The organism is Thermomonas mangrovi (genome assembly GCF_028201335.1).
In the GTDB taxonomy this organism is placed as follows: Bacteria; Pseudomonadota; Gammaproteobacteria; order Xanthomonadales; family Xanthomonadaceae; genus Thermomonas; species Thermomonas mangrovi.
In genome coordinates this window covers 94784-114631 of record NZ_JAPEVV010000002.1, presented here as the reverse complement: position 1 = coordinate 114631, position 19848 = coordinate 94784, and the positions used below count along the sequence as shown (strand labels likewise).

The 19848-nt window shown below is 65.9% G+C and carries 20 protein-coding genes, 1 tRNA gene and 1 other RNA gene; 10 read left to right on the top strand and 12 right to left on the bottom strand.

The window, feature by feature from the left end:
* Positions 1 to 73: 73 nt before the first annotated feature.
* Complete coding sequence (locus tag ON759_RS04230; protein WP_271679123.1) at positions 74 to 2041, top strand: SurA N-terminal domain-containing protein; 1968 nt, start codon at positions 74 to 76, stop codon at positions 2039 to 2041.
* Positions 2042 to 2113: 72 nt separating this feature from the next.
* On the opposite strand, the gene ON759_RS04225 is transcribed toward ON759_RS04230, so the two are convergent.
* Genes ON759_RS04225 through gloB form a run of 3 tightly spaced genes read right to left on the bottom strand, consistent with a single transcriptional unit; the run spans position 2114 to position 4559 of the window.
* A complete protein-coding gene (locus tag ON759_RS04225; RefSeq protein ID WP_271679122.1) occupies positions 2114 to 2902 on the bottom strand; it encodes an enoyl-ACP reductase FabI in 789 nt (262 codons plus the stop codon).
* Positions 2903 to 2946: 44 nt separating this feature from the next.
* Complete coding sequence (locus ON759_RS04220) at positions 2947 to 3798, bottom strand: lytic transglycosylase domain-containing protein (RefSeq protein ID WP_271679121.1); 852 nt, start codon at positions 3796 to 3798, stop codon at positions 2947 to 2949.
* Positions 3795 to 4559 carry a hydroxyacylglutathione hydrolase gene (gloB, locus tag ON759_RS04215; protein ID WP_271679120.1) on the bottom strand — a complete coding sequence of 255 codons (765 nt, stop codon included), beginning with the start codon at positions 4557 to 4559 and terminating at the stop codon, positions 3795 to 3797. The genes ON759_RS04220 and gloB overlap by 4 nt, the downstream gene beginning before the upstream one ends.
* 45 nt (positions 4560 to 4604) lie before the next feature.
* Between gloB and ON759_RS04210 the strand changes: the two genes are divergently transcribed.
* The 3 genes from ON759_RS04210 to dnaQ are packed head-to-tail and all read left to right on the top strand — an operon-like array spanning position 4605 to position 6435.
* Positions 4605 to 5264, top strand: coding sequence for a methyltransferase domain-containing protein (locus tag ON759_RS04210; protein ID WP_271679119.1), 660 nt, complete (start codon positions 4605 to 4607; stop codon positions 5262 to 5264).
* Positions 5261 to 5716 (top strand): ribonuclease HI, encoded by a 456-nt coding sequence (gene rnhA / locus ON759_RS04205; RefSeq protein WP_271679118.1) that lies wholly within the window; start codon positions 5261 to 5263, stop codon positions 5714 to 5716. The genes ON759_RS04210 and rnhA overlap by 4 nt, the downstream gene beginning before the upstream one ends.
* Complete coding sequence (gene dnaQ, locus ON759_RS04200; protein ID WP_271679117.1) at positions 5716 to 6435, top strand: DNA polymerase III subunit epsilon; 720 nt, start codon at positions 5716 to 5718, stop codon at positions 6433 to 6435. Before rnhA ends, dnaQ begins: the two co-directional genes overlap by 1 nt.
* Before the next feature lie 19 nt (positions 6436 to 6454).
* On the opposite strand, the gene ON759_RS04195 is transcribed toward dnaQ, so the two are convergent.
* Both ON759_RS04195 and ON759_RS04190 read right to left on the bottom strand, forming a co-directional pair.
* Positions 6455 to 7159 carry a PP2C family protein-serine/threonine phosphatase gene (locus tag ON759_RS04195; RefSeq protein WP_271679116.1) on the bottom strand — a complete coding sequence of 235 codons (705 nt, stop codon included), beginning with the start codon at positions 7157 to 7159 and terminating at the stop codon, positions 6455 to 6457.
* Positions 7160 to 7316: 157 nt separating this feature from the next.
* Positions 7317 to 7407 (bottom strand) — tRNA-Ser (locus tag ON759_RS04190).
* Positions 7408 to 7490: 83 nt separating this feature from the next.
* Here ON759_RS04190 and ON759_RS04185 point away from each other — a divergent pair.
* Positions 7491 to 7901 (top strand): DUF6165 family protein, encoded by a 411-nt coding sequence (locus tag ON759_RS04185; RefSeq protein WP_271679115.1) that lies wholly within the window; start codon positions 7491 to 7493, stop codon positions 7899 to 7901.
* A 15-nt stretch (positions 7902 to 7916) separates the two neighbouring features.
* The gene (locus tag ON759_RS04180; RefSeq protein WP_271679114.1) at positions 7917 to 9134 is read left to right on the top strand and encodes a cation:proton antiporter; all 1218 of its coding nucleotides are present in this window, start codon (positions 7917 to 7919) and stop codon (positions 9132 to 9134) included.
* Here the strand turns inward: ON759_RS04180 and ON759_RS04175 are convergent.
* Complete coding sequence (locus tag ON759_RS04175) at positions 9110 to 10162, bottom strand: glycosyltransferase family 9 protein (protein ID WP_271679113.1); 1053 nt, start codon at positions 10160 to 10162, stop codon at positions 9110 to 9112. The genes ON759_RS04180 and ON759_RS04175 overlap by 25 nt on opposite strands.
* Before the next feature lie 21 nt (positions 10163 to 10183).
* Here ON759_RS04175 and ON759_RS04170 point away from each other — a divergent pair, with 21 nt between their 5' ends.
* Positions 10184 to 10930 carry a 3-deoxy-D-manno-octulosonic acid kinase gene (locus ON759_RS04170; protein ID WP_271679112.1) on the top strand — a complete coding sequence of 249 codons (747 nt, stop codon included), beginning with the start codon at positions 10184 to 10186 and terminating at the stop codon, positions 10928 to 10930.
* A 2-nt stretch (positions 10931 to 10932) separates the two neighbouring features.
* Positions 10933 to 11691, top strand: a complete 759-nt coding sequence (locus ON759_RS04165; protein WP_271679111.1) for an MBL fold metallo-hydrolase — start codon at positions 10933 to 10935, stop codon at positions 11689 to 11691.
* A 44-nt stretch (positions 11692 to 11735) separates the two neighbouring features.
* Here ON759_RS04165 and ffs read toward each other — a convergent pair.
* Positions 11736 to 11832: signal recognition particle sRNA small type (ffs, locus tag ON759_RS04160), an RNA gene on the bottom strand.
* Between the two features lie 224 nt (positions 11833 to 12056).
* Between ffs and ON759_RS04155 the strand changes: the two genes are divergently transcribed.
* A complete protein-coding gene (locus ON759_RS04155; RefSeq protein WP_271679110.1) occupies positions 12057 to 13271 on the top strand; it encodes a tyrosine-type recombinase/integrase in 1215 nt (404 codons plus the stop codon).
* Positions 13228 to 14850, top strand: a complete 1623-nt coding sequence (locus tag ON759_RS04150) for a helix-turn-helix transcriptional regulator (RefSeq protein WP_271679109.1) — start codon at positions 13228 to 13230, stop codon at positions 14848 to 14850. Before ON759_RS04155 ends, ON759_RS04150 begins: the two co-directional genes overlap by 44 nt.
* A gap of 21 nt (positions 14851 to 14871) precedes the next feature.
* Here ON759_RS04150 and ON759_RS04145 read toward each other — a convergent pair whose 3' ends face one another.
* The 5 genes from ON759_RS04145 to ON759_RS04125 all read right to left on the bottom strand — a co-directional run bounded on the left by ON759_RS04145 (position 14872) and on the right by ON759_RS04125 (position 19844).
* Positions 14872 to 15579: a MobA/MobL family protein gene (locus tag ON759_RS04145; RefSeq protein WP_271679108.1), complete on the bottom strand. Its 708-nt coding sequence runs from the start codon at positions 15577 to 15579 to the stop codon at positions 14872 to 14874.
* A 685-nt stretch (positions 15580 to 16264) separates the two neighbouring features.
* Positions 16265 to 17122, bottom strand: coding sequence for a hypothetical protein (locus ON759_RS04140; RefSeq protein ID WP_271679107.1), 858 nt, complete (start codon positions 17120 to 17122; stop codon positions 16265 to 16267).
* Positions 17085 to 17633, bottom strand: coding sequence for a YcjF family protein (locus tag ON759_RS04135; RefSeq protein ID WP_271679106.1), 549 nt, complete (start codon positions 17631 to 17633; stop codon positions 17085 to 17087). Before ON759_RS04135 ends, ON759_RS04140 begins: the two co-directional genes overlap by 38 nt.
* A gap of 42 nt (positions 17634 to 17675) precedes the next feature.
* Entirely contained in the window at positions 17676 to 18062 is a 387-nt protein-coding gene (locus tag ON759_RS04130) for a hypothetical protein (protein WP_271679105.1), read from the bottom strand.
* Between the two features lie 60 nt (positions 18063 to 18122).
* Complete coding sequence (locus ON759_RS04125) at positions 18123 to 19844, bottom strand: DUF262 domain-containing protein (RefSeq protein WP_271679104.1); 1722 nt, start codon at positions 19842 to 19844, stop codon at positions 18123 to 18125.
* Positions 19845 to 19848: the final 4 nt, after the last annotated feature.

Sequence of the window (19848 nt, the reverse complement as noted above, 5' to 3'; positions counted from 1 at the left end):
TTGCCCGGGCGTTCGCCGGACGGGTCGGCGCGGGCAGGGTAAACTACGCTGCTACGCCTCATCGAAGCCGCCCATGCTGCAGAAACTCCGCGAAAAGACCTCCGGCAAGATCGCCTCCGCGATCCTGGTGCTGATGGCGATCCCGTTCGCCTTCTTCGGCGTCGAGTCCTACATGTCGCAGCGCGTGGAGACCTACGTGGCGCGCATCAGCCAGGCGCCGTCGTGGTGGCCCTCGGCCCCGGACGTGTGGCCGCTCAGCCTGCTGCACACCCACCACGACATCGATGCCGACGAGTTCCGTCGGCGCCTCGAAGTGGCGCGCGCGCGTGCGCGCGACGAGCAGGGCGACAAGTTCGACGCCAAGGCGTTCGAATCCGTCGATAACAAGCGCAAGCTGCTCGACGACATGATCGACGAACAGGTGATGCGCCTTGCCGCAGAGGGCGCGGGCATCCTGGTCAGCGACGCGGAAGTGCGCGCGGAGATCCAGAAGATCCCTGACTTCCAGGTCGATGGCCGCTTCAACGCGGATCGCTACCAGATGCTGCTTGGGTCGCAGTCGCCGCCGTTGACGCCGCTGCAATTCGAAGCCCGGGTGCGCGACAACCTCCAGTTCGGGTTGATTCCCAGCCGCCTGACGCAGTCCTCGTTCGTGACCGGTTCCGAGCTCGATCGCATCGTGCGCCTGCTGGGCGAGCGGCGTGACGTGTCCTTCGTCGAGATGCCGCCCGCGCCGGTGGACACGGCGCCCGTGTCCAGCGCGGAAATCCAGGCCTGGTACAAGTCGCATGCGCGCGACTACCGCCGGCCCGAGACCGTGCGCCTGGAGTACATCGAACTCGACGGCGCCACGCTGCCGCCGCCGGTCGTCGACGAAGCCGCGTTGCGCAGGCGTTACGACGAGCAGGTCGCCAAGTTCTCCTCCGCCGAGCAACGCGAAGTCGCACATGTCCTGGTGCAGGTGGCCGCTGACGCATCCGACGCCGCCAAGAAGGCGGCCGAGGCGCGCGCGAACAAGCTCGCAGCCGAAGCCCGCGCCACCGGCGCGGACTTCGCCGCGATCGCCCGGGCCAACAGCGACGACACCGGCTCCAAGGCGAAGGGTGGCGACCTGGGCTGGCTGGCCAAGGCCAGCCTGCCCGGTCCCGTCGGGGATGCTGCGTTCGCGATGCAGCAAGGTGAAGTGCGGGGGCCGGTGAAGAGCGATTTCGGCTGGCACATCATCAAGGTGAACCAGATCCGAGCCGGCAGCCAGCAACCCTTCGAATCCGTGCGTGCCCAGCTCGAGGCCGAGCTTGCGGAAACCGGCAAAGACCGCGCCTTCAACGACCTGAGCGGCAAGCTTGTGGATGCGGTGTACAAGAACCCCACCTCGCTCGCCCCGGCGGCGGCTGCGCTTGGGCTGACCGTCCAGGCGACTGCCCCGTTCTCCCGCGCCGGTGGGCAGGGCATCGCGGCGGATCCGAAGGTGGTGCGTGCGGCATTCTCCGACAGCCTCGTGCAGGATGGCACGGCCAGCGATCCGATCGAACTGGGGCCGAACCGGATGGTGATGATCCGCGTGCTCGAGCACGAGCCCGAGGCGGCCTTGCCGCTTTCCGCGGTCTCGAATGCCGTGGTGGCCGCGATCCGCGCGGACCGGCAGCACAAGGCTGCGGAGGCCGCGGCCGACGCGCTGCTCAAGGCGGCCAAGGCGAAGGGGCTGGCGGCTGCGGCGAACGACGCCAAACTGGCGACGGCGCAGTTCGATGGACTGGAGCGTTCCGCGGCCTTCCCGCCGCGCGTGCTTGTGGACGCCTTCTTCGACGCCCCCCGGCCTGCGAACAACCTCGCCGAATTCGGCAAGGCGGCCGTGGGCGGGCGCTACGTGGTCTTCGAGGTCCGAGGGGTGCACGACGGCGACGCGTCGCAGGTGACCCCGGAGCAGCGCGAACAACTCCGCGAACAGATGTCGATGTCGGTCGGCCTGGAAGCCCAGAAGGCCTACGTGGGCGGCGAGCGCGCCCGCTACCGGATCGAGGTCGCCGAAGACCGCCTGTGACCTGCGGCACCGCCCAACGCAAGACGCCCGGCACTGCCGGGCGTCTTCGTGTCCGGACCCGGCGAGGCGGGCTTATTCGATCCCGCTCATGCCCATGATGTTGTAGCCGGCATCGACGTAGGTGACTTCGCCGGTGATGCCGTGGGCGAGGTCGGAGCACAGGAACGCGGCGGTGTTGCCGACGTCCTCGATGGTCACGGCGCGGCGCAGCGGCGCCACCGCCTCGAACTGGCTGAGCATCTTTCGGAAGTTGGCGACGCCGCTGGCAGCCAGGGTGCGGATCGGGCCGGCGGAGATCGCGTTCACGCGCGTGCCCTCCGGGCCCAGCGCCATCGCCATGTAGCGCACGGTGGCTTCCAGCGAGGCCTTGGCCACGCCCATCGTGTTGTAGTTGGCCAGCGCGCGCTCGGCGCCGAGGTAGGAGAGGGTGAGGATGCTGCCGTTGCGGCCCTTCATCAGCGGGCGCGCGGCCTTGCCCAGCGCGGCCAGCGAGTAGGCGCTGATGTCGTGGGCGATGTGGTAGCGCTCGCGGGTGATGCCGTCGAGGAAGTCGCCCTCGATGGCCTCGCGCGGGGCGAAGGCGATGCAGTGGACGAGGATGTCGAAACCGTCGCTCCAGTGCTTGCCCAGCTCGGCGAAGCAGGCGTCGATCTGGCCGTCGTCGGCCACGTCCAGCGGCAGCACGATCTTGCTCCCGTAGCCGGCGGCGGCGTCCTCCACGCGCGACTTGAGCTTCTCGTTCTGGTAGGTCAGCGCCAGCTCGGCGCCCTCGCGATGGAAGGCGTCGGCGATGCCGGTGGCGATCGAACGCTGGCTGGCGATGCCGGTGACCAGCGCGCGCTTGCCTTGCAGGAATCCCATGGTGTCTCCTTGGTGATGCGCACGGGGCGCTTCGAGCGAATGCTCTAGTTTGCCTCGCCGGCCGGGTCCGGGCCAGCGCCGGCGGCCGACACCGGCGCGAGCACTTCGCGCATGCCGCTGCGCCAGCCGGGATTGAGCGCGGCGACGAGCGTCGGATCGTGGCCCTGCGCGCGCGCCCAGGCGTGCAGGTCGCGCGTCCCCGCCGGAAGCTCGCGCCCGACCAGTCGCGGCACCTGGCGGGCGACCGCTGCTTGCCAGCGGGCCTGCGCGCCACGATCCGCGAGCAGGCAGGCGATCGCGTGCAGTTTCGCCGGATAGCTCCGCGCGATCCCGTTCAACGGCTTGCCGCCGGTCCTGCGAGAGGCCCGCAAGGCGCCTTCGCCGGCGTTGTAGGCGATCGCGATCGTGCGCCAGTCGCCGCCCAGCGTGCGTTGCAGGCGCTGCAGGTGGCGCACCGCCGCGCGGGTGGCGATCGGGATCGAGCGACGCTCGTCGATGCCACCGCGGATGCGGATGCCGTGCCGGCGCGCGGTGGCCGCGGTGAACTGCCACAGCCCGACCTGGCCGCCGGGGCTGCGGACGTCGGGGCGATAGCGGCTTTCCACGAACGGGATCAGCGCGTACTCGGCGGGCAGGTCCGCGGCCAGCAACGCGTCGAGCACGTAGCCGAACAGCATCAAGGCCTGCGCATCGCGGCCCGCGAGGTCCTGCGCGGCATGCGCATAGTGGCGCTTCCAGCGCGGGCTGGCGTCGCCGCAGCCAGGGGCGGCGAGGCGTGCGTGGAAGCGCGCCATCACCTCGGCCCCGTCGCGCGTTGCCGGCGTGGCTGCCGGGGTCGCGGGGCCGGTGGCCAGGAGCAGCGCCAGCAGCAAGATTGGGCCCGCGCTGCGCCTCATCCGCGGAAGCCGTCCTTCCAGCGGCGGAGCAGGGCGAAGGCCTCGATGTCGTCCGCGACGGGCTGCCCGGCATGGCGCGCCAGGGCGTCCCGCAAGGCAGGGTCGCGGCTGCGCAGGAACGGATTGCAGGCGCGCTCGGAGAGCAGCGTCGTCGGCAGGGTCGGCGCACCGGTCGCGCGCTGTGCGCGGGCCTGCGCCACGCGCGATTGCAGGTCGGGGTTGCGGGGGTCCACCGCCAGCGCGAACGCCGCGTTGGCAAGGGTGTACTCGTGGGTGCAGCACACGCGGGTCTCGCCGGGCAGGGCGGCAAGGCGGTCCAGCGAGGCGAGCATCTGCGCAGGCGTGCCTTCGAACAGGCGGCCGCAGCCCAGGCTGAACAAGGTATCGCCGCAGAACACCAGCCCATCGGTGGCGTAGCCGACGTGGCTGCGCGTATGACCGGGGAGTTCGAGCACCCGGACTGCCCACGGCCCGAGGGCCAGCACGTCGCCCTCGCGCACGCGCTGGGTCGCGATCGGGATGCGCGGGTCGGCCGGCGCGAACACCGGCAGTCCGGGCCACTGGTCGAGCAGGTCGGGAATGCCGCCGACATGGTCCGGATGGTGGTGGGTGACCAGGATCGCGTGCGGTGGCGGGGCGTCGTCCAGCGCCGCCAGCACTGGCACCGCATCGCCCGGATCGACGATGACCGCCCGCCCCGCGTCGTCGCGCAGCAGCCAGATGTAGTTGTCGTCGAGGGCGGGAACCGGCTGCAGGCGCATTTGTCGAGTCGTGACGGGTCGCGGGCTTTCCCGCAGAATCCGACCATGCCCCCCGCCGCTTTCCGCCGTCAACCCGATGCCGTCGCCGCCGCGGCCGGCTGGTTCGGGCGCGATGCCGGCCTCGCCTTGCTGGCCAGCGAGGTCGATGTCCTGCAGCAGGCGATCCAGTCCCGCATCGGGCAGGCCTGCCTGTGGCTGGCCCCGCTGCCCGCCGGCACGGACGCCGATCCCGGTATCCTCAAGCTGCATGCGGCCGAGTGCGGCCTGGCCGGCGACGTGCGGACCGCCCTGCCGCTGCCGCTGGCCAGCGAGTCCTGCGGCGTGGTCGTCGTCCAGCACCTCGCCGACCTGGCCTGCGATCCGGGCCTGCTGCTGGAGGAATGCGCGCGGGTGCTGGTCCCGGGCGGGCGCCTGTGGCTGCTCGCGCTCAATCCGCTGTCGCCGTACCGGATGCGCTGGCGGGGGCAGGGGCCGCGCGTCGCCGAACCCGTGACCTGGCGACGGCGCCTGCGCTCGGTCGGGCTGCAGCCCGAACCGGTCTCGCAGGGGCTGGGGCCGACCTGGACAGTCGCGCTGGATCCGGCCATGCAGGACGGTGCCGGCCTGCGCGCGGCGTTCCTGCTGCGGGCCGAGAAGCGGCGCGTGCCGATGATCCCCCGGCGCGCCCCGGCGCGACTGGGCTGGCAGGCGGAACCCAACGCATGACCGATCGCAAGGCGGTGCAGATCCACACCGATGGTGCCTGCCTCGGAAATCCCGGTCCCGGCGGCTGGGCCGGGCTGCTGCGCTGGCGCGGGATCGAGCGCGAGGTCGCCGGCGGCGAGCCCGACACCACCAACAACCGGATGGAACTGATGGCCGCGATCGCCGCGCTCGAGGCCCTGCGCGAACCCTGCGAGGTGGTCCTGCACACCGATTCGCAGTACGTGCGGCAGGGCATCACCGAGTGGATGGCGAACTGGCTGCGGCGTGGCTGGAAGACCGCCGGCGGCGACCCGGTCAAGAACCGCGACCTGTGGGAACGCCTGCATGCCGCGGCGGCGCGGCACCGGGTCGACTGGCGCTGGGTCAAGGGGCACGCGGGCGATCCGGACAACGAGCGCGTGGACCAGCTGGCCCGCGCGCAGGCCGAGGCGATCAAGGGGAAGGGGCGCTGATGCGGCAGATCGTGCTGGATACCGAGACCACCGGCCTGGAATGGAAGAAGGGCAACCGCGTGGTCGAGATCGGTTGCGTGGAGCTGCTGGAGCGCCGGCCGACCGGGCGCACCTTCCACTGCTACCTCAACCCGGATCGCGAGTTCGAGCCGGGCGCGCAGGAAGTCACCGGGCTCACCCTCGAGTTCCTCGCCGACAAGCCGCGGTTCGCCGAGGTCGTCGATGAGTTCCTGGCCTTCATCGACGGCGCGGAGCTCATCATCCACAACGCGGCCTTCGACGTCGGCTTCCTGGATGCCGAGCTCGCGCGGTTGTCGGGGTATGGGAACCTGCTGGCGCGCTGTACGGTGGAGGATTCGCTGCTGCTGGCGCGGCAGCGTTTCCCCGGCCAGCGCAATTCGCTGGACGCCCTGTGCAAGCGCCTGGGCGTGGACAATTCGCAGCGGCAGTTGCACGGCGCCCTGCTCGATGCGCAGATCCTGGCCGAGGTCTACCTGGCGCTGACCTCGGGGCAGGGGGAGATGGGCTTCGGGGACGGCGCGTCAACCGGCACCGTCGAGCAGGCGGCCATCGTGCAACGGCCGGTCGGCGATGCCGCCTCGCGGGTGCGGGTACTGGCCGATGCGGGGGAACTGGCCGCCCATGCGGCGCGGCTGGCGGTGCTGCAGAAGAAGGCCGGGCGGTGCCTGTGGCTGGAGCTGGAGGCGGGCAACGCCTGACCGCGCCCGCCGCAGCGGCTCAGTGCCGGCGGACCAGCACCACGGTCACGTTGTCCGACCCGCCGCCATCCAGCGCAGCCGCGACCAGGCCGTCCACGCATTCCTGCGCGCTGCACTCGTCGTGCGATAGCACGCGCGCGATCGCCCGATCGTCGACCTCCTCGGTCAGCCCGTCGCTGCACAGCAGCAGTTGCATGCCGGGGCGCAACTCGCCGGACAGTGTCTCGACGTTCAGCTGCACTGGATCGGTCACGCCCAGGGCCTGGGTGACGACGTTCCGATGGGGATGGCTGCGTGCCTGGTCGGGGGTGATGGCACCCTGCGCAATGAGCTCCTGCACGTAGCTGTGGTCCTGCGAGATCTGGGTCAAGGTCGCATCCCGCCACAGGTAGACCCGGCTGTCGCCGACCCAGGCCACTTCGAAGCGGTTGCCGTCGACGCGCGCCGCGGCCACGGTGGTCCCCATCGGCAGGCTGTCGCCGCGCCGCTTCGAGCAGCGGATGATTTCTTCGTCGGCCGTGCGGATCGCGTCCGCCAGGGGCCGTCCGGCGCGGACTTCGCGCACGATGGCCTCGCGGGCCAGGGCGCTGGCGACCTCGCCATACTCGTGCCCGCCCATGCCGTCGGCCACCAGCCAGAGCCCAAGCTCGCTGTCGCCGTAATAGGTGTCCTCGTTGAGGTCCCTGCGCAGGCCGACGTGGCTGAGGTGTCCGAATTCGATCATGCGCAGGGCATCCGTCCGGGTTTTGTGGGGGTAACGGAATCGTGCATCCGAACCGGACGGGGTTCCAGCCCTCGCCGCGATCCACCGCCCGGGGATGGTGGCAAGGGCGCCGCTCGCCGCATACGAAAAACGCCCGCGAGGGGCGTTTTCGTGAAGCTGGCGGAGAGGGAGGGATTCGAACCCTCGGTAGGCTATAAACCTACGCCTGATTTCGAGTCAGGTACATTCAACCGCTCTGCCACCTCTCCGGAAGTGGGCCGCAGATGATACGGGCCGCGGGCCCGGCGGGCAAGGCGCTACACTCCCGCATCCTCTTGGCGCCAGGTGCCCGATGTCCGAAATCCTCGTCCCCGTGTCGTTCGGCGAACTGCTGGACAAGATCGCGATCCTGCAGATCAAGTCGGAGCGGATGTCCGACCCGGCGAAGCTGGCCAACGTGCGCAACGAACTGGCGGCGCTGGAATCCACATGGGGCGGCCACCCGGCCTCGGCCGGCGACATCGCCGCCCTCCGCGCCGAGCTGAAGGAGGTCAACGAGCGGCTGTGGGTGATCGAGGACGACATCCGCCTCAAGGAGAAGGCGCAGGCCTTCGATGCCGAATTCGTCCGACTGGCGCGCAGCGTGTATTTCGAGAACGACACCCGGGCGCGGGTCAAGAAGGACATCAACCTCGCGCTGGGCTCGGCCTACGTCGAGGAGAAGTCCTACCAGGACTACGGCAGCGGCAACGGCATCGCCTGACCCCCGGGACTGACGATGGCGCACGCGGCCACCACGACCGAGCTGTTCCTGGTCGCGATGGCGATCATCTTCCTGCTGCCGTACCTCGCCTGGCGGCTCGCCCGCCTGGACAACGTGGCGCCGCTGGTCGTGGTGCAGATCGTGGCCGGCGTGCTGCTGGGGCCCGGCGTGCTCGGGCATGCCTTCCCGGGCGCCTACCAGGCGGTATTCACCGCGGACGTGATCCTGGCCCTGAACGGCGTCGCCTGGTGGGCGGTGATGCTGTTCGTGATGCTGGCGGGCGTCGAGCTGGACCTGCGCGACGCCTGGCGGCAGCGCCGCGATACCGGGACCACGGCTGCGCTGGCGCTGGGCGTGCCGCTGGTGCTCGGGGCGCTGGTCGGGCTGGGCATGCTCCGCTTCGACGGCTGGATCGGCCCACGCGGGACGCCGTCGCAATTCGTGGCCGGGATCGGGATGGCCTGCGCGGTCACCGCGCTGCCGATCCTCGTGCTGCTGATGGAGAAGCTGGCGATCCTGCGCACCCCGCTGGGCCAGCGCATCCTGCGATATGCCAGCCTCGACGACCTCGCGATCTGGGGCGTGCTCGCGGTGGTGCTGATGGACTGGGTGCGGATCGGGCGCCAGGCCACGTTCCTGGTTGCGTTCGCGCTCGCCTGCGTGGCGTTCCGGCGGCTGATGCGGGCGATCCCGGAGCGCGACCGCTGGTACGCGATGCTGGTCTGGCTGGCGGTGTGCGCGTTCGGTGCCGACTGGTCGGGGCTGCATTTCATGGTCGGCGCGTTCCTGGCCGGGGTGGTGATGGACCGCGACTGGTTCGACCATGACGCGCTCGACCGCTTGCGCCAGCACGTCCTGCTGCTGCTGATGCCGGTGTTCTTCCTGAGCACCGGGCTGCGCACCGGCTGGGAGATGGGCGGCGCGGGCGTGGTGCTGGCGGCCGCGGCGCTGCTGGTGGCGTCGGTGGCCGGCAAGCTGGCCGGGGTCAGGCTGGCCGGTCGCCTGCTGGGCTGGCCGGCCGGGGATGCCGCGCTGGTCGGCTGGCTGCTGCAGACCAAGGCGCTGATCATGATCATCTTCGCCAACGTGCTGCTGGACAAGGACATCATCACAAGCGCCACGTTCACCGCGTTGCTGCTGATGGCGGTGGCCAGCACCGTACTGACGATGCCGATGGCCGCGCCGCTGCTGGCGCGCCGCCGCGAGGCTCAGCCGGCCGCCAGCGCGCGGTAGCGCTCGAACGCGGCGACCGCGTCGTCGACGGTGACCAGGTCCATCACGCCATCGGCCTCGATCCGGGTGCCCCACTTGAGCTCGGCGGCCGGCTTTCCACGGTAGCGGCGCGCGGCATCGTCGTAGCGGTCCACGCAGAACCTGCGGTCGGAGTACGGGCCGCTGCGCTGCGGATTGGTCGCGGCATGCAGGCCGAGCACGCGCGTGCCCATCGCGTTGGCGATGTGCATCGGGCCGGAATCCGGCGTCACCAGCAGGTCGGCGCGGGCGAGCAGGGCCGGCAACTGCTTCAGGGTGTCCTTGCCGATCAGGTCGAGGACGCCGTCGCGCTGTGCCATCGCGGCCACGATGGCATCGCCGGTGGCCCGCTCCAGTTCGCTGCGCCCGCCGCAGAGGACGATCCGCCAGCCCCGCGACGCCGCATGGTCGGCCAGCGCCGCGTAGCGCTCGGCGCGCCAGTTGCGCAGCGCATGGCTGGAGCACGGCGAGATCATCAGCACGCGATGGCCATCGTCGGGCCATTGCGCGCGGGCCCAGGCGTGGGCCTCGTCCGGTACCGGCAGGTCCCAGGCGACGTGGTCGCGCACCAGCCCCAGCGGCTCGCAGAAGCTGCCGATCGCGTCGAGCACGTGGATGCCGGGACGGTCCGGGATCCGCTCGCTGACGAACAGGCCATGGCCTTCCTTGCTGCGCGCACGGTCGTAGCCGATCCGCCGGCGCGCCGGCACGAAGGCCGACAGCAGGTTCGCGCGCGCCGACACCTGCAGTTGCAGCAGGGCATCGAAGCGCTGGCCGAGGGCATTTCGCACGGCCCGCATGCCGGCCAGGCCGCTGCGCTTGTCGTATTCCACGAAACGCACGCCGGGCAGGCCGTCGAGCAAGCGCCGCTCGCCCTTGCCGATGATCCAGGTCAGCGCCGCGCCGGGGAATCCGTCGCGCAGGGTGCGTACCAGCGGCAGCACGTGGGTGACGTCGCCGAGCGCCGAGAGGCGCAGCAGGCAGATCGATCGCGGCGCGTCGGCTTGCACGTGCTTGTTACACTCCCGGGAATGGCCGGCTTCGACGCCAACGAGCACCTGACGCCGTTCCGCGATGCCCGCGGATACGGCGCGATTCTGTTCGACCGCACCCAGCTGCGGCAACCCGACCCCGCCTGGTTCGACCCGGCGCACTGGGGCGATGCCGCCCAGCCGGTCGGCGATGGCGGCCGCGGCGGGGCCTGGTTCATCGACATGGGCGAGGGCGGGGATGCCGTCCTGCGCCATTTCCTGCGCGGCGGGCTGGTGGCCAATCTCAGTCGCGATGCGCACCTGTGGCGCGGCATCGCGCGGGTGCGCAGCTTCGCCGAATACCGCCTGTTGCGCGTCCTGCGCGCGCGCAAGCTGCCGGTGCCGATGGCCTACGCGGCGTGGTACCGGCGCGAGGGGCTGTCCTATCGCGCGGCGATCCTGATGCAGCGCCTGCCCGGGGTGCGCTCGCTGGCGGAGCTGGCCAGTGCCGGGGAGGCGTCGATGGCGGCCGCCGGGGAGCTGGTTGCGCGTTTCCACCGGCAGGGCCTGGACCATGCCGACCTCAATGCGCACAACCTGTTGTTCGACGACCAGGGACGGGGCTGGATGATCGATTTCGACCGCTCGCGCCTGCGCATCCCCGCCACCGGCTGGCGCGAGGCCAACCTGGCGCGGCTGCAGCGCTCGCTGCACAAGCGCGCCGGCGCGCGTCCGCGGGCGACGGTGGAGGCGGATTTCGCCGAGCTGCGCGCGGCCTACGACGCCGCCTGGCAACGAGGGTATTGAGCATGGTCGAGTGGAGTTTGCGCCTGCTCGGCGTCGGCAATGCCGCGGCGGTGGAACTCGGCTCGGCGATGGCGACGATCGAACAGGATGGCCGCCCATGGCTGACCATCGACTGCGGCGGCGAGGGACTGACCGCGTTCGAGGCGACCTACCGCGATGTCCCGCGCGCGCTGTTCATGACCCATGCGCACATGGACCACATCGCCGGCTTCGAGCGGCTGTTCGTGTCGGCCTGGTTCGACCCCGCCCGCCGAGGCGAGGTGCGGCTGTACGTACCTGTCACCCTGTTGCCGCTGCTGCACCAGCGCGTCGCGAGCTACCCGAACGCCCTGGCCGAAGGCGGAGTCAATTTCTGGGACGCGTTCCGGGTCATCCCGGTGTCCGACCACTTCTGGCACGACGGCCAGCGCCTGGAGGTCTTCCCGGCTCGCCATCACTGGCCGGACAGCGCGTTCGGACTGCGCTTGCCCGGCAGCCTGGTCTGGACCGGCGACACCCGCCCGATCCCGGAGATGCTGGCGAAGTTCGCGGCGGCCGACGAACTGGTCGCGCACGACTGCGCGCTGGAAGGCAATCCGTCCCACAGCGGGATCGAGGACCTCGAGCGCGAGTATCCACGTGAGCTGCTGGATCGATGCGTGCTCTACCACTACGCCAGCGCGGCGGAAGGCGTGCAATTGCGAGCGCGCGGCTATCGCGTTGGCATGCAGGGCGACGTGATCCGGTTGCGTGCGCCCGCGCAGGTACCGCCGCAGGGCTGAACACCTGGTGCATCGGTTCGCGCAGGAAGGCCCGAAAGGCGGTGGCCCCGCCGGCTTGCCTCGGCGCCCGCATCAGTCGATACCGTTGCTGCCTTCCGGCCCTGGCGGGGTTTTCGACCTAGCGTCGCGAGGGGCCGACGGGGCCACCATGGATGCGGGCCGCACCGTGCGCGGCCCTTGGAACTGGCGGAGAGAGGGTCCGCGTCCTAGGGTACCAAGGACACCTAACCCCTCACAATCAGATCACGCAACTGCTTGATTCGTCGCAAGTTGTGAGTTCTTGGTGTCCCAAGCCCTCACAATGTGGCCCATTATAACCCAAAATTTAATGGTAGAGTCTTTGGTAGAAGCGAAAAGTCTCCGCCATGCCCAAGAAGGCCAAAGAGCTCAGCGCGCTTGAAGTCGGTCGGCTGACCAAGCCGGGCAACCATGCCGTGGGCGGCGTCTCTGGTCTGTACCTCTACGTCAACGAAGCCCAGGGGCGTTCGTGGGTGCTGCGGGTCATGATCGCCGGGCAAAGGAAGCACCTCGGCCTCGGCGGCTACCCCAGCGTTACTCTGGCTCAAGCGCGCGAGAAAGCGCGCGCTGCCCGAGAGCAGATCGTCAATGGAGTCGACCCCATCCACGAACGTAAGGCAGCAGCCAGTGCGTTGCGTGCCCAGCAGGCTACGCGCCGAACCTTTAGGGAAGTGGCAACCGCCTACATCACGTTCCAGGAGCCCGCCTGGAAGAACGCGAAGCATAGGGGGCAATGGACCAGCACCTTGGAGGCGTATGCCTTCCCTGTCATCGGTCAACTCTCGGTCGATGCAATCACCGAGCACCATGTCATCGCGGTGCTTGAGCCGATCTGGACGACCAAAAGCGAGACCGCGTCGCGACTACGGGGGCGCATCGAAAGCATCCTGGACTGGGCACGCGTTCGCGGTCACCGGGAAGGCGAAAACCCAGCTCGCTGGAAGGGACATCTCGACAAGGTCTTCCCGGCGCAAAGCCAAGTGCACCAGGTGCGCCATTTCCAAGCCATGCCGGTGGCCGAAACTCCCAGGTTTCTGGCCCGTCTCGCGACGCAGGACGGTACCAGCGCCTTGGCACTGCGGTTCCTGATCCTGACCGCCGCCCGCAGCGGCGAGGTTCGCGGCGCCGAGTGGTCAGAAATCGACTTCGAGCAGGCCATCTGGACCATCCCTGCCTCCCGCATGAAGGCGAAGCGTCAGCACCGCGTTCCGCTAAGCGGCGCTGCCCTGCAAGTCCTGCAACTGGCGCGCGATCGCCTGGTGGCACGCCCGACCAACCTTATCTTCGGCAGCATCAAGGGAGGCGTACTCTCGGACATGAGCCTGACCGCGGTGATGCGACGGATGGACATCGATGCCGTGCCCCACGGATTCCGTTCCACCTTTCGGGATTGGGTTGGCGAGTTCACCCAGTACCCGAGCGACCTGGCGGAGATGGCCCTCGCGCACGTCCTTCCGAACAAGACGGAGGCCGCTTATCGCCGCGGTGATGCCCTTGAGAAGCGACGAGGCATGATGGATGCTTGGGCAAATCATTGCCTATCGGCAGAAGCTCATGGTTGAAAGCGCCGATCGTCATTTCCTGCGCCCGCGGCAGTTGTTGTCCGCGGACAGGATCGATTTCTTCGACGCCATCAACCTGGTGATTTACGCCAAGCTTCCGCTGCTTTCAGTTTTGAAAGGACGAGATCTCATCGCCGGATACATCCGCCGTGATGAGGCGGGTGGCATCAATTCCCTAAGGTCCTTTCATGGAGAAGCTGAACTCCTCGAACGATATTCCCACCACATCGATCGTTTGACGTTTCCAGTAGGGCCATCCGTCTACGAGCCCTTGCTCGATCACATGAGCCGGGCGAACGAGAACGCATTGCCGTACTTCTTCCATGAGCACCACCTGATGGTGGACAGGCGACGCCGGGCGGCACTGTTCGCACTGCAGTACAAAGAGCTGCAAGACGACGTGATGAGCGGCAATGTGAGCTTGCAAAAGACCGACGCGGAGCTTACGTCAATGCTCATCGCCGGGAGTTGGATGACCAACGACACCCTCAAAGAGTATTTGCGCAAGAGAGGGGTGTTGCCGTGGTGGGAAAACGAATCGAACCTCTCGTCACATGCCTTGCTTGAGCGCCTGGTTCTGAGTGATTCACTCAAGGGGTCGCCAGTTTCCACGCTTGGCGAGGTTGTGTACGCGCCACAACGTCTGCCTGAGCCCTTCAGTCCCCGCTGGACCGGGCCACGAAATCAAACCCAAGGCCCCGTCAATACCCCAGAAGCAGCCAGCCCAAACCTCACGCTTCCAGAGTCAGATGCGGCCGTGCCATCGGCACCAAGCAACCGTGGGTTCCTGCAACGCTTCCTCGCCGCCGTCACACCTGCAGTGAGTTCCGATAGAGGGGACAGCAATGGATGGGACGAAGCGTCAGGTCAAATCGATCCAGCCAAGGTAGAGGATGCTCGCACAACTGCTGGCTCAGATGTCCAGCAGAAGGACCCTACTGCCCTTGGCTTCGGTGGCGACAATCAGCAGCAAGGTGTCGAGAAGCAGAGTGAGGCAATTCCGCTGGAAGTGAAGCTCATCACCCCTCGAGTTCCTCCAGAGCATGAGCAATACGACGAACAACAGGCCCCTTCCTACCTGTTGGCTACAAAACTCCTGAGGCATTCGCGATTCAGGAGAGGCGATCAACAGGCACCGCTGAGAATCCAAGCTCCGAGCGCGCCATTGGAAGCCTCAGACCTCCCTCGCCCCCCAACAGAGACGCTGCTGGGTAGCTCAGTAGCGACTGAAGCTCCAAGGGAGAAAGGGAAGGCCCCTGCCAAGGACCTCCCCGGCCCTGTCACGCATCATCAGCAAGCGGCCTCCGGCAAGGAGGACATCGGCGCCACGAAGAGGGATTCGAGCGGGGAACATGGCTTGGGCAACCAATCCCAAGAGCCAACACATCAGACGGACCCGTATGCCGATGAAACCCTTATGACGAGAGATGAAGTTGCCGAGTTCATCAATCGGCACGTCAACTCCGTGGACAACTATCGAAAGCAACCGGGTTTCCCAGAGCCTGTCTACATCGGAGACAGCCCGATGTGGAAGCGAGGGGAGATTCGAAAGTGGAGAGATCGCAAGTCAGCGAAGTAAGGCTTGCGATCCCTGGGATGCTCATTCGGCCTTGCCGGGGCGGCCTGCTACATGGGCGGACTTCGCCTTTTTCGACATCCCACGGATTCGGGCTGGCCCCAGATACCGCTCAGCCTCCCTGGTTTCACCACGCGCCTTCAGCGTCCGGTGGTCCACTCGCACCTCGTGACCATGCGCCGCCAAGTGTTGGTTGATAGTCTCAGCCGCCAACTTGCGCATGCCGATGAGCGCATCCCGCATCTGCATGCGATTGAGCCCGCCACTGGATTTCCTGCGACCACCGAGCAGCGGATCTTTGGCGTTCGGACGCTTGAAGAATCGCTCGGCAGGACGCTCGATCCCATCATCGACACGATCCGATGTCATCAGGTGCAGGTGGGGATTCGCTTCGCCCGCAATCGATGACATGGGGGTATGAATGGCGAACTGGTGAGGTTTGCCAGGCGCGAGCTTCGCCACCAAGTCAGTAGCTAGCGCAAAGTTCTGGTCGACATTGAGCTCGTTCGGGAGCGAGATCGTCACTTCGCGATATACCGCGCCGTTCTTTCGTTCGTACTTCTCTGCTGCCTTCCACAGGACTTCTGGCGCACCTGCTGCCCAGGCAGGCAGATTGCCGTACCCCGAGGCAACCAAGTCCTCACGCTTGCCGTGGAAGCCAACCCTTGCGATGTATTGGGAATGATCGCAGCCATTGCGGCCGCTCTTGATCTCGAAATGGAAGTTTGCCATGTCGCTACTAACCTTTTATCTAGTCAAAAAGAAAGCCCGCGAGCAATCGCGGGCTTGCTGATGTGGAATCACGGATTTTTCATGGATCGAGATGAAACGTTAAGTGCACGAAGGCTTTTGCCCCTCTCTACTACCAGGGGATCAAGTCAAGCAATCAACCTCATCCATCAATCCAAGCAATCCTATTCCACATATGGTTAACCTTCTTCAGTTGGAAAATACGTAGCAGGCCAATTCTAGGAAGATGAGAGCCACGGAATTGTGTTGATAGCCAGGCACTGGCCGGGAATTCGCCATGCGAAGCACGTACGTCTATCTCAGGACTCCATGGATCCGCCCTAGGGGGATGAGCAAGTGGAACTACGAGCCGTCCTTTACCCATCTCATGCTGAGCTGCATCGCGGGTTCAGTCAGCAAGACCGATACGAAAACGCGGGTAGAAAACGCGGGTAGAACCGACTAGCAGATCCTAAGTCTGCTGCACGAGCCCACCAGAAAACTTTGGACGGAGCTGCCGTGACCCTCGGTAGTGTCGTGACCGACGCAGAACTCGCTGTTTCGAAGCTGCAGGCTGATGGCAAGCTGCGTTTTCAGGGGCCAAAGATGGGCGGCCGTTAGGAAACCCTGTAGGACGGCTTCAGCGTAGAAGAGGACTACGGTGCGCAGCCCTTCAGGTCGAGGGCCACTATCGCGAAACGACCTTGATCGTGTTCGCCGCGGAGAACAACAGGCTCGCAACCAACGCGGCGCCTGTCACGACATTGAGCCCCGGGATCATCATCGCGACCGTCAATAGCGCGATCTTGCCAGCCTTCATGCCAGTGACCTTCGCCGTCATCCACTTGAACTGACTCAGGCTGATCTCACCCTTTCGATGGCGTTTCCCGAGTTCCCAGACAACCAGCGCGATGGATGCGGCGGATAGCGCAGGAAAATAGTCCCAGAGGTCGCTACCCGCGTCGGTGTCGAGGAGCTGATCGACGACGTCTTCCGTTCTGGCCGTCAATTCATCGTTGCTCAGCCCGGAGTGAGGCAAATCCATGCGATCCGCGAGCTCCGACGTCACCAGGATCTCGCCATCAGGATGCCCGTCGATCCAGTCCTGGACATAAGAGGCATCGTCGGTCGCCTTGAGTTGGGCGGACCAGATCTCGCCGCTCTCCATATCGACAAACTGAACGTCTGTACCCGGGTGATTTGTGTTGCCGAAGATCGCGGCATGGATGGAATCGCCATCCTCGTTCTCCAGGCGGACGAACTCCATCTCGTGAAGAACGCCCTTGGTATTGTTCACGACGCCTTGAATTTGATCTCCGTCCATCGCGCCCAACCAATCGCCCAGTTCTTCCGTGGAGTCACCGGCCTGCGGATGCGCGCGCTGCATGGCGGCGATGGTGGCTAGCTCCGATTCGGAAAACTCGGGATCTGCCTCGAACGCCAACTTTGCGGCCACGGCCAGGATGGCCGCCTCGTCGAAGTTCTTCCGCACATAGCGGACGGCGGCCTCACCCCTTGCCGGCATCGCGCCGAATATCCCGCTCACGCCGCTTACCCTCTGCCTCACCCGACTTCTTGGCCTCCTTCCAGGCCTTTTTGATCTCGTCGGCGGTCAGGGTGCGTCCCGCCACCTTGGCGACGATGTATTTGTCCATGACGGTGCCGATCGCGTAGGTCAGGCCGAAAACTACGGGCACAGTGGCCACGCCACCGAAGATCGGGAACAGGATCTTGGCGGCGGCGATACCCAATTGCTGGGCCACCAAGCCCATGCCGACAACTCCCATCAACTGTTTGATCAGCTCGGTCGATTGCTGCTCGCTCAGCTTCAGGCCGCGTATGGCAGCAAGCCTCTGGCCCATATAGGCCTGGAGGGGCGTCAGGATGAAAATGTCCGCAAACGGGATGGGCTGCACGGCGATGCCACCGCATACGACCGAGAAGATCACGATGATCTTGTCGACCTTCTGCTGGTCGGTCAGGTCCGTGCGGTGCTCGATCTCCAGAACTTCGCGCTCAAGCTTGGCCCGGGCGCGCGAAAGCAGGCTGTTGCTCATTGACTCCCCCTGAAGTCAGATGGTCGTTGATACGCGAAAGAATCAACTTACCTTGTCGAACGCGATGGTAAAGCGATCACCATCGTAGTCCGTGACGCGGCCGACCCATTCTGGCCTGGCCTTGAAGGTCTTCTTGGCCTTGGAACCATCTCCACCTGCTTCAATCAGCGCAACATCATCGGTTCGCGCAATCACCAATCGGACGGGGCGCTGATCGGACTTCGCAACTTCAAGATGCTGAGCGAAAAGGCGATTCCCGTGTCCCGACCACCGCCCGAGGTAGTCTCGATAGACGAGTTGTCCGTTCTCGGATTTCAGCCTGTGGAACCAGAGACTCGCGACCAACTCAGTTCCAGTAAGCGCAGACACTGCCCACTGGTTGTTCACCAGCCGGGCGCCAAGCTTTGCGAACTCTGCGGAAATGCCCATCACTCGAAGTCCGTCTTGACCCCGAGGTGAAGGCAATATTCCTTTGAGGTACGGGCGAAATCACACCAGGGCTTCAGCGACATCTTCCACTCCAACCGTAGCAGCAGCTTGCAGATAGGGCTTGAACTTCTCGAGGATCAGCGCGCGCCGCGCCTCAATGAATTTGTCGTAGTTGGACAACTTCCAGAGTTCCGGATCTGCCGGAATCAAGTGGCGCTGCAGATACTGCGAATCTTTGGCAACCTGATCCGGCAGCCATTGTTCCGGCAATTGACCCGACTTACCGGTAAAACCGTTCTCTTTCGCCGTAAGCAATGCGAGATTCGCAATCTGGTCCCGCTCTGCAGCGTCGTACTTCATCACTGTGCGATGGGTCGTGGGGCTGAGCATCTTCTCGTTGCGCAGCGCCCACTGGGGAAAGATGTGGTCCTGCTGAGGGAGGTTGCCCTCCAGCGCAGGTTCGTAGTCGAAATCGCGATACCAGAGGTTGAAGATCAGGTGCGACTGGGCCTTGCCGTAGCGCGTGCCAAGGATGGTATTGCGGGTCACATCCAGGCTGCGCCCGTCGGCTCGAATGATCTGGAACATCTCCTCGACATCGAAGTCGCCACGCTCCTGAATTGCTTTGACGCAACGGTCGATCAGGTTGTCCGGCGTGCCACTGAAAGCACCGGTCAACATGGTCCGCAGGATGTAGTCCTCGCGGCCGGCGGCATTCGCCCATTTGTCCGCGAAGTGATAGCGGAAGTAGATGAGCGGAATCAGGCTCAGGTACGACGGAACCGCCTTGTCGCTACGCAGGAAGGTCTTGCCGTACAGGAAGTCGCGCACACCACGGATGGCATCGGACAGCTGCGGCCACTTGCTGACGAACTCTTCGCGGATATCCGGGTTCCGGAACTTGGCCACGTCGTACTTCGCCCCATGACCCAGCATCACCAGAGAGGACTTGAGGACGAAGTCGCGCTCGAATGCGTAGCCTGACTGGTTGAGGGTCTGCAGCAACTCCTCCAGGCTCTCATCCGCCTCGGACCAGCTCTGCGAGACCAGGCTGAACATCAGGTCGGACTTGCCCAGGCGGGTGCCGCCCGAGTTGGCACGAATGAAGATCTCCACCACATCGTCCACCTGGTAAGCATCCGAGTCGACACCATCCAGCTCCTGATAGCTGATGTTTTCGTCGTGGGCGAATTCGCGCCATACCAAATCCAGGTTGTCGCGCAAACGCTCGCGCTGAGCTTCATCGAGCTGAGCCGTCGCTTTCGTCTCCAGTTTGGAGAACACCTTGTTCGGGCGTTCCCGCTCCAAGTCGTGGACCAGGTCTTTCAGCTTGATCCAAGGCCACTGGGGCTGCGCCATGAACCTGAAGCGAAAGCGGATGTCATCGGGGGCGACTGGATCGCCACTTAGGACATCGAAATACAACTCGCGTCCCTCATAGCTGCCGCGCAGGCCAATGAACAGGCTCTGGCTGCGCTGTTGGCCATCCAGCACCAAGTTCTTGACGTGCTCATTGTCCGGGACGAAGTATTCGGACAAGCGCTGGCTGGTGCGGAAATTGTCGATGAACTTGCGGTGCTTGATCGAGTCCTTGGTACGCCACACCAGCAGTGTACTGATCGGATACTCGCGCATGATCGAGTCGAACAAGCGCTCGATCTGCTCTTCCTTCCATACGAACGGCCGCTGGATATTGGGCAGCCAGAAGCCGCCGTTCGCCTCGCGGTCATTGAGCGACTTCACCAGCTTCATGATCGAACAGCGGTTGTTCTGCATCGACATTGCG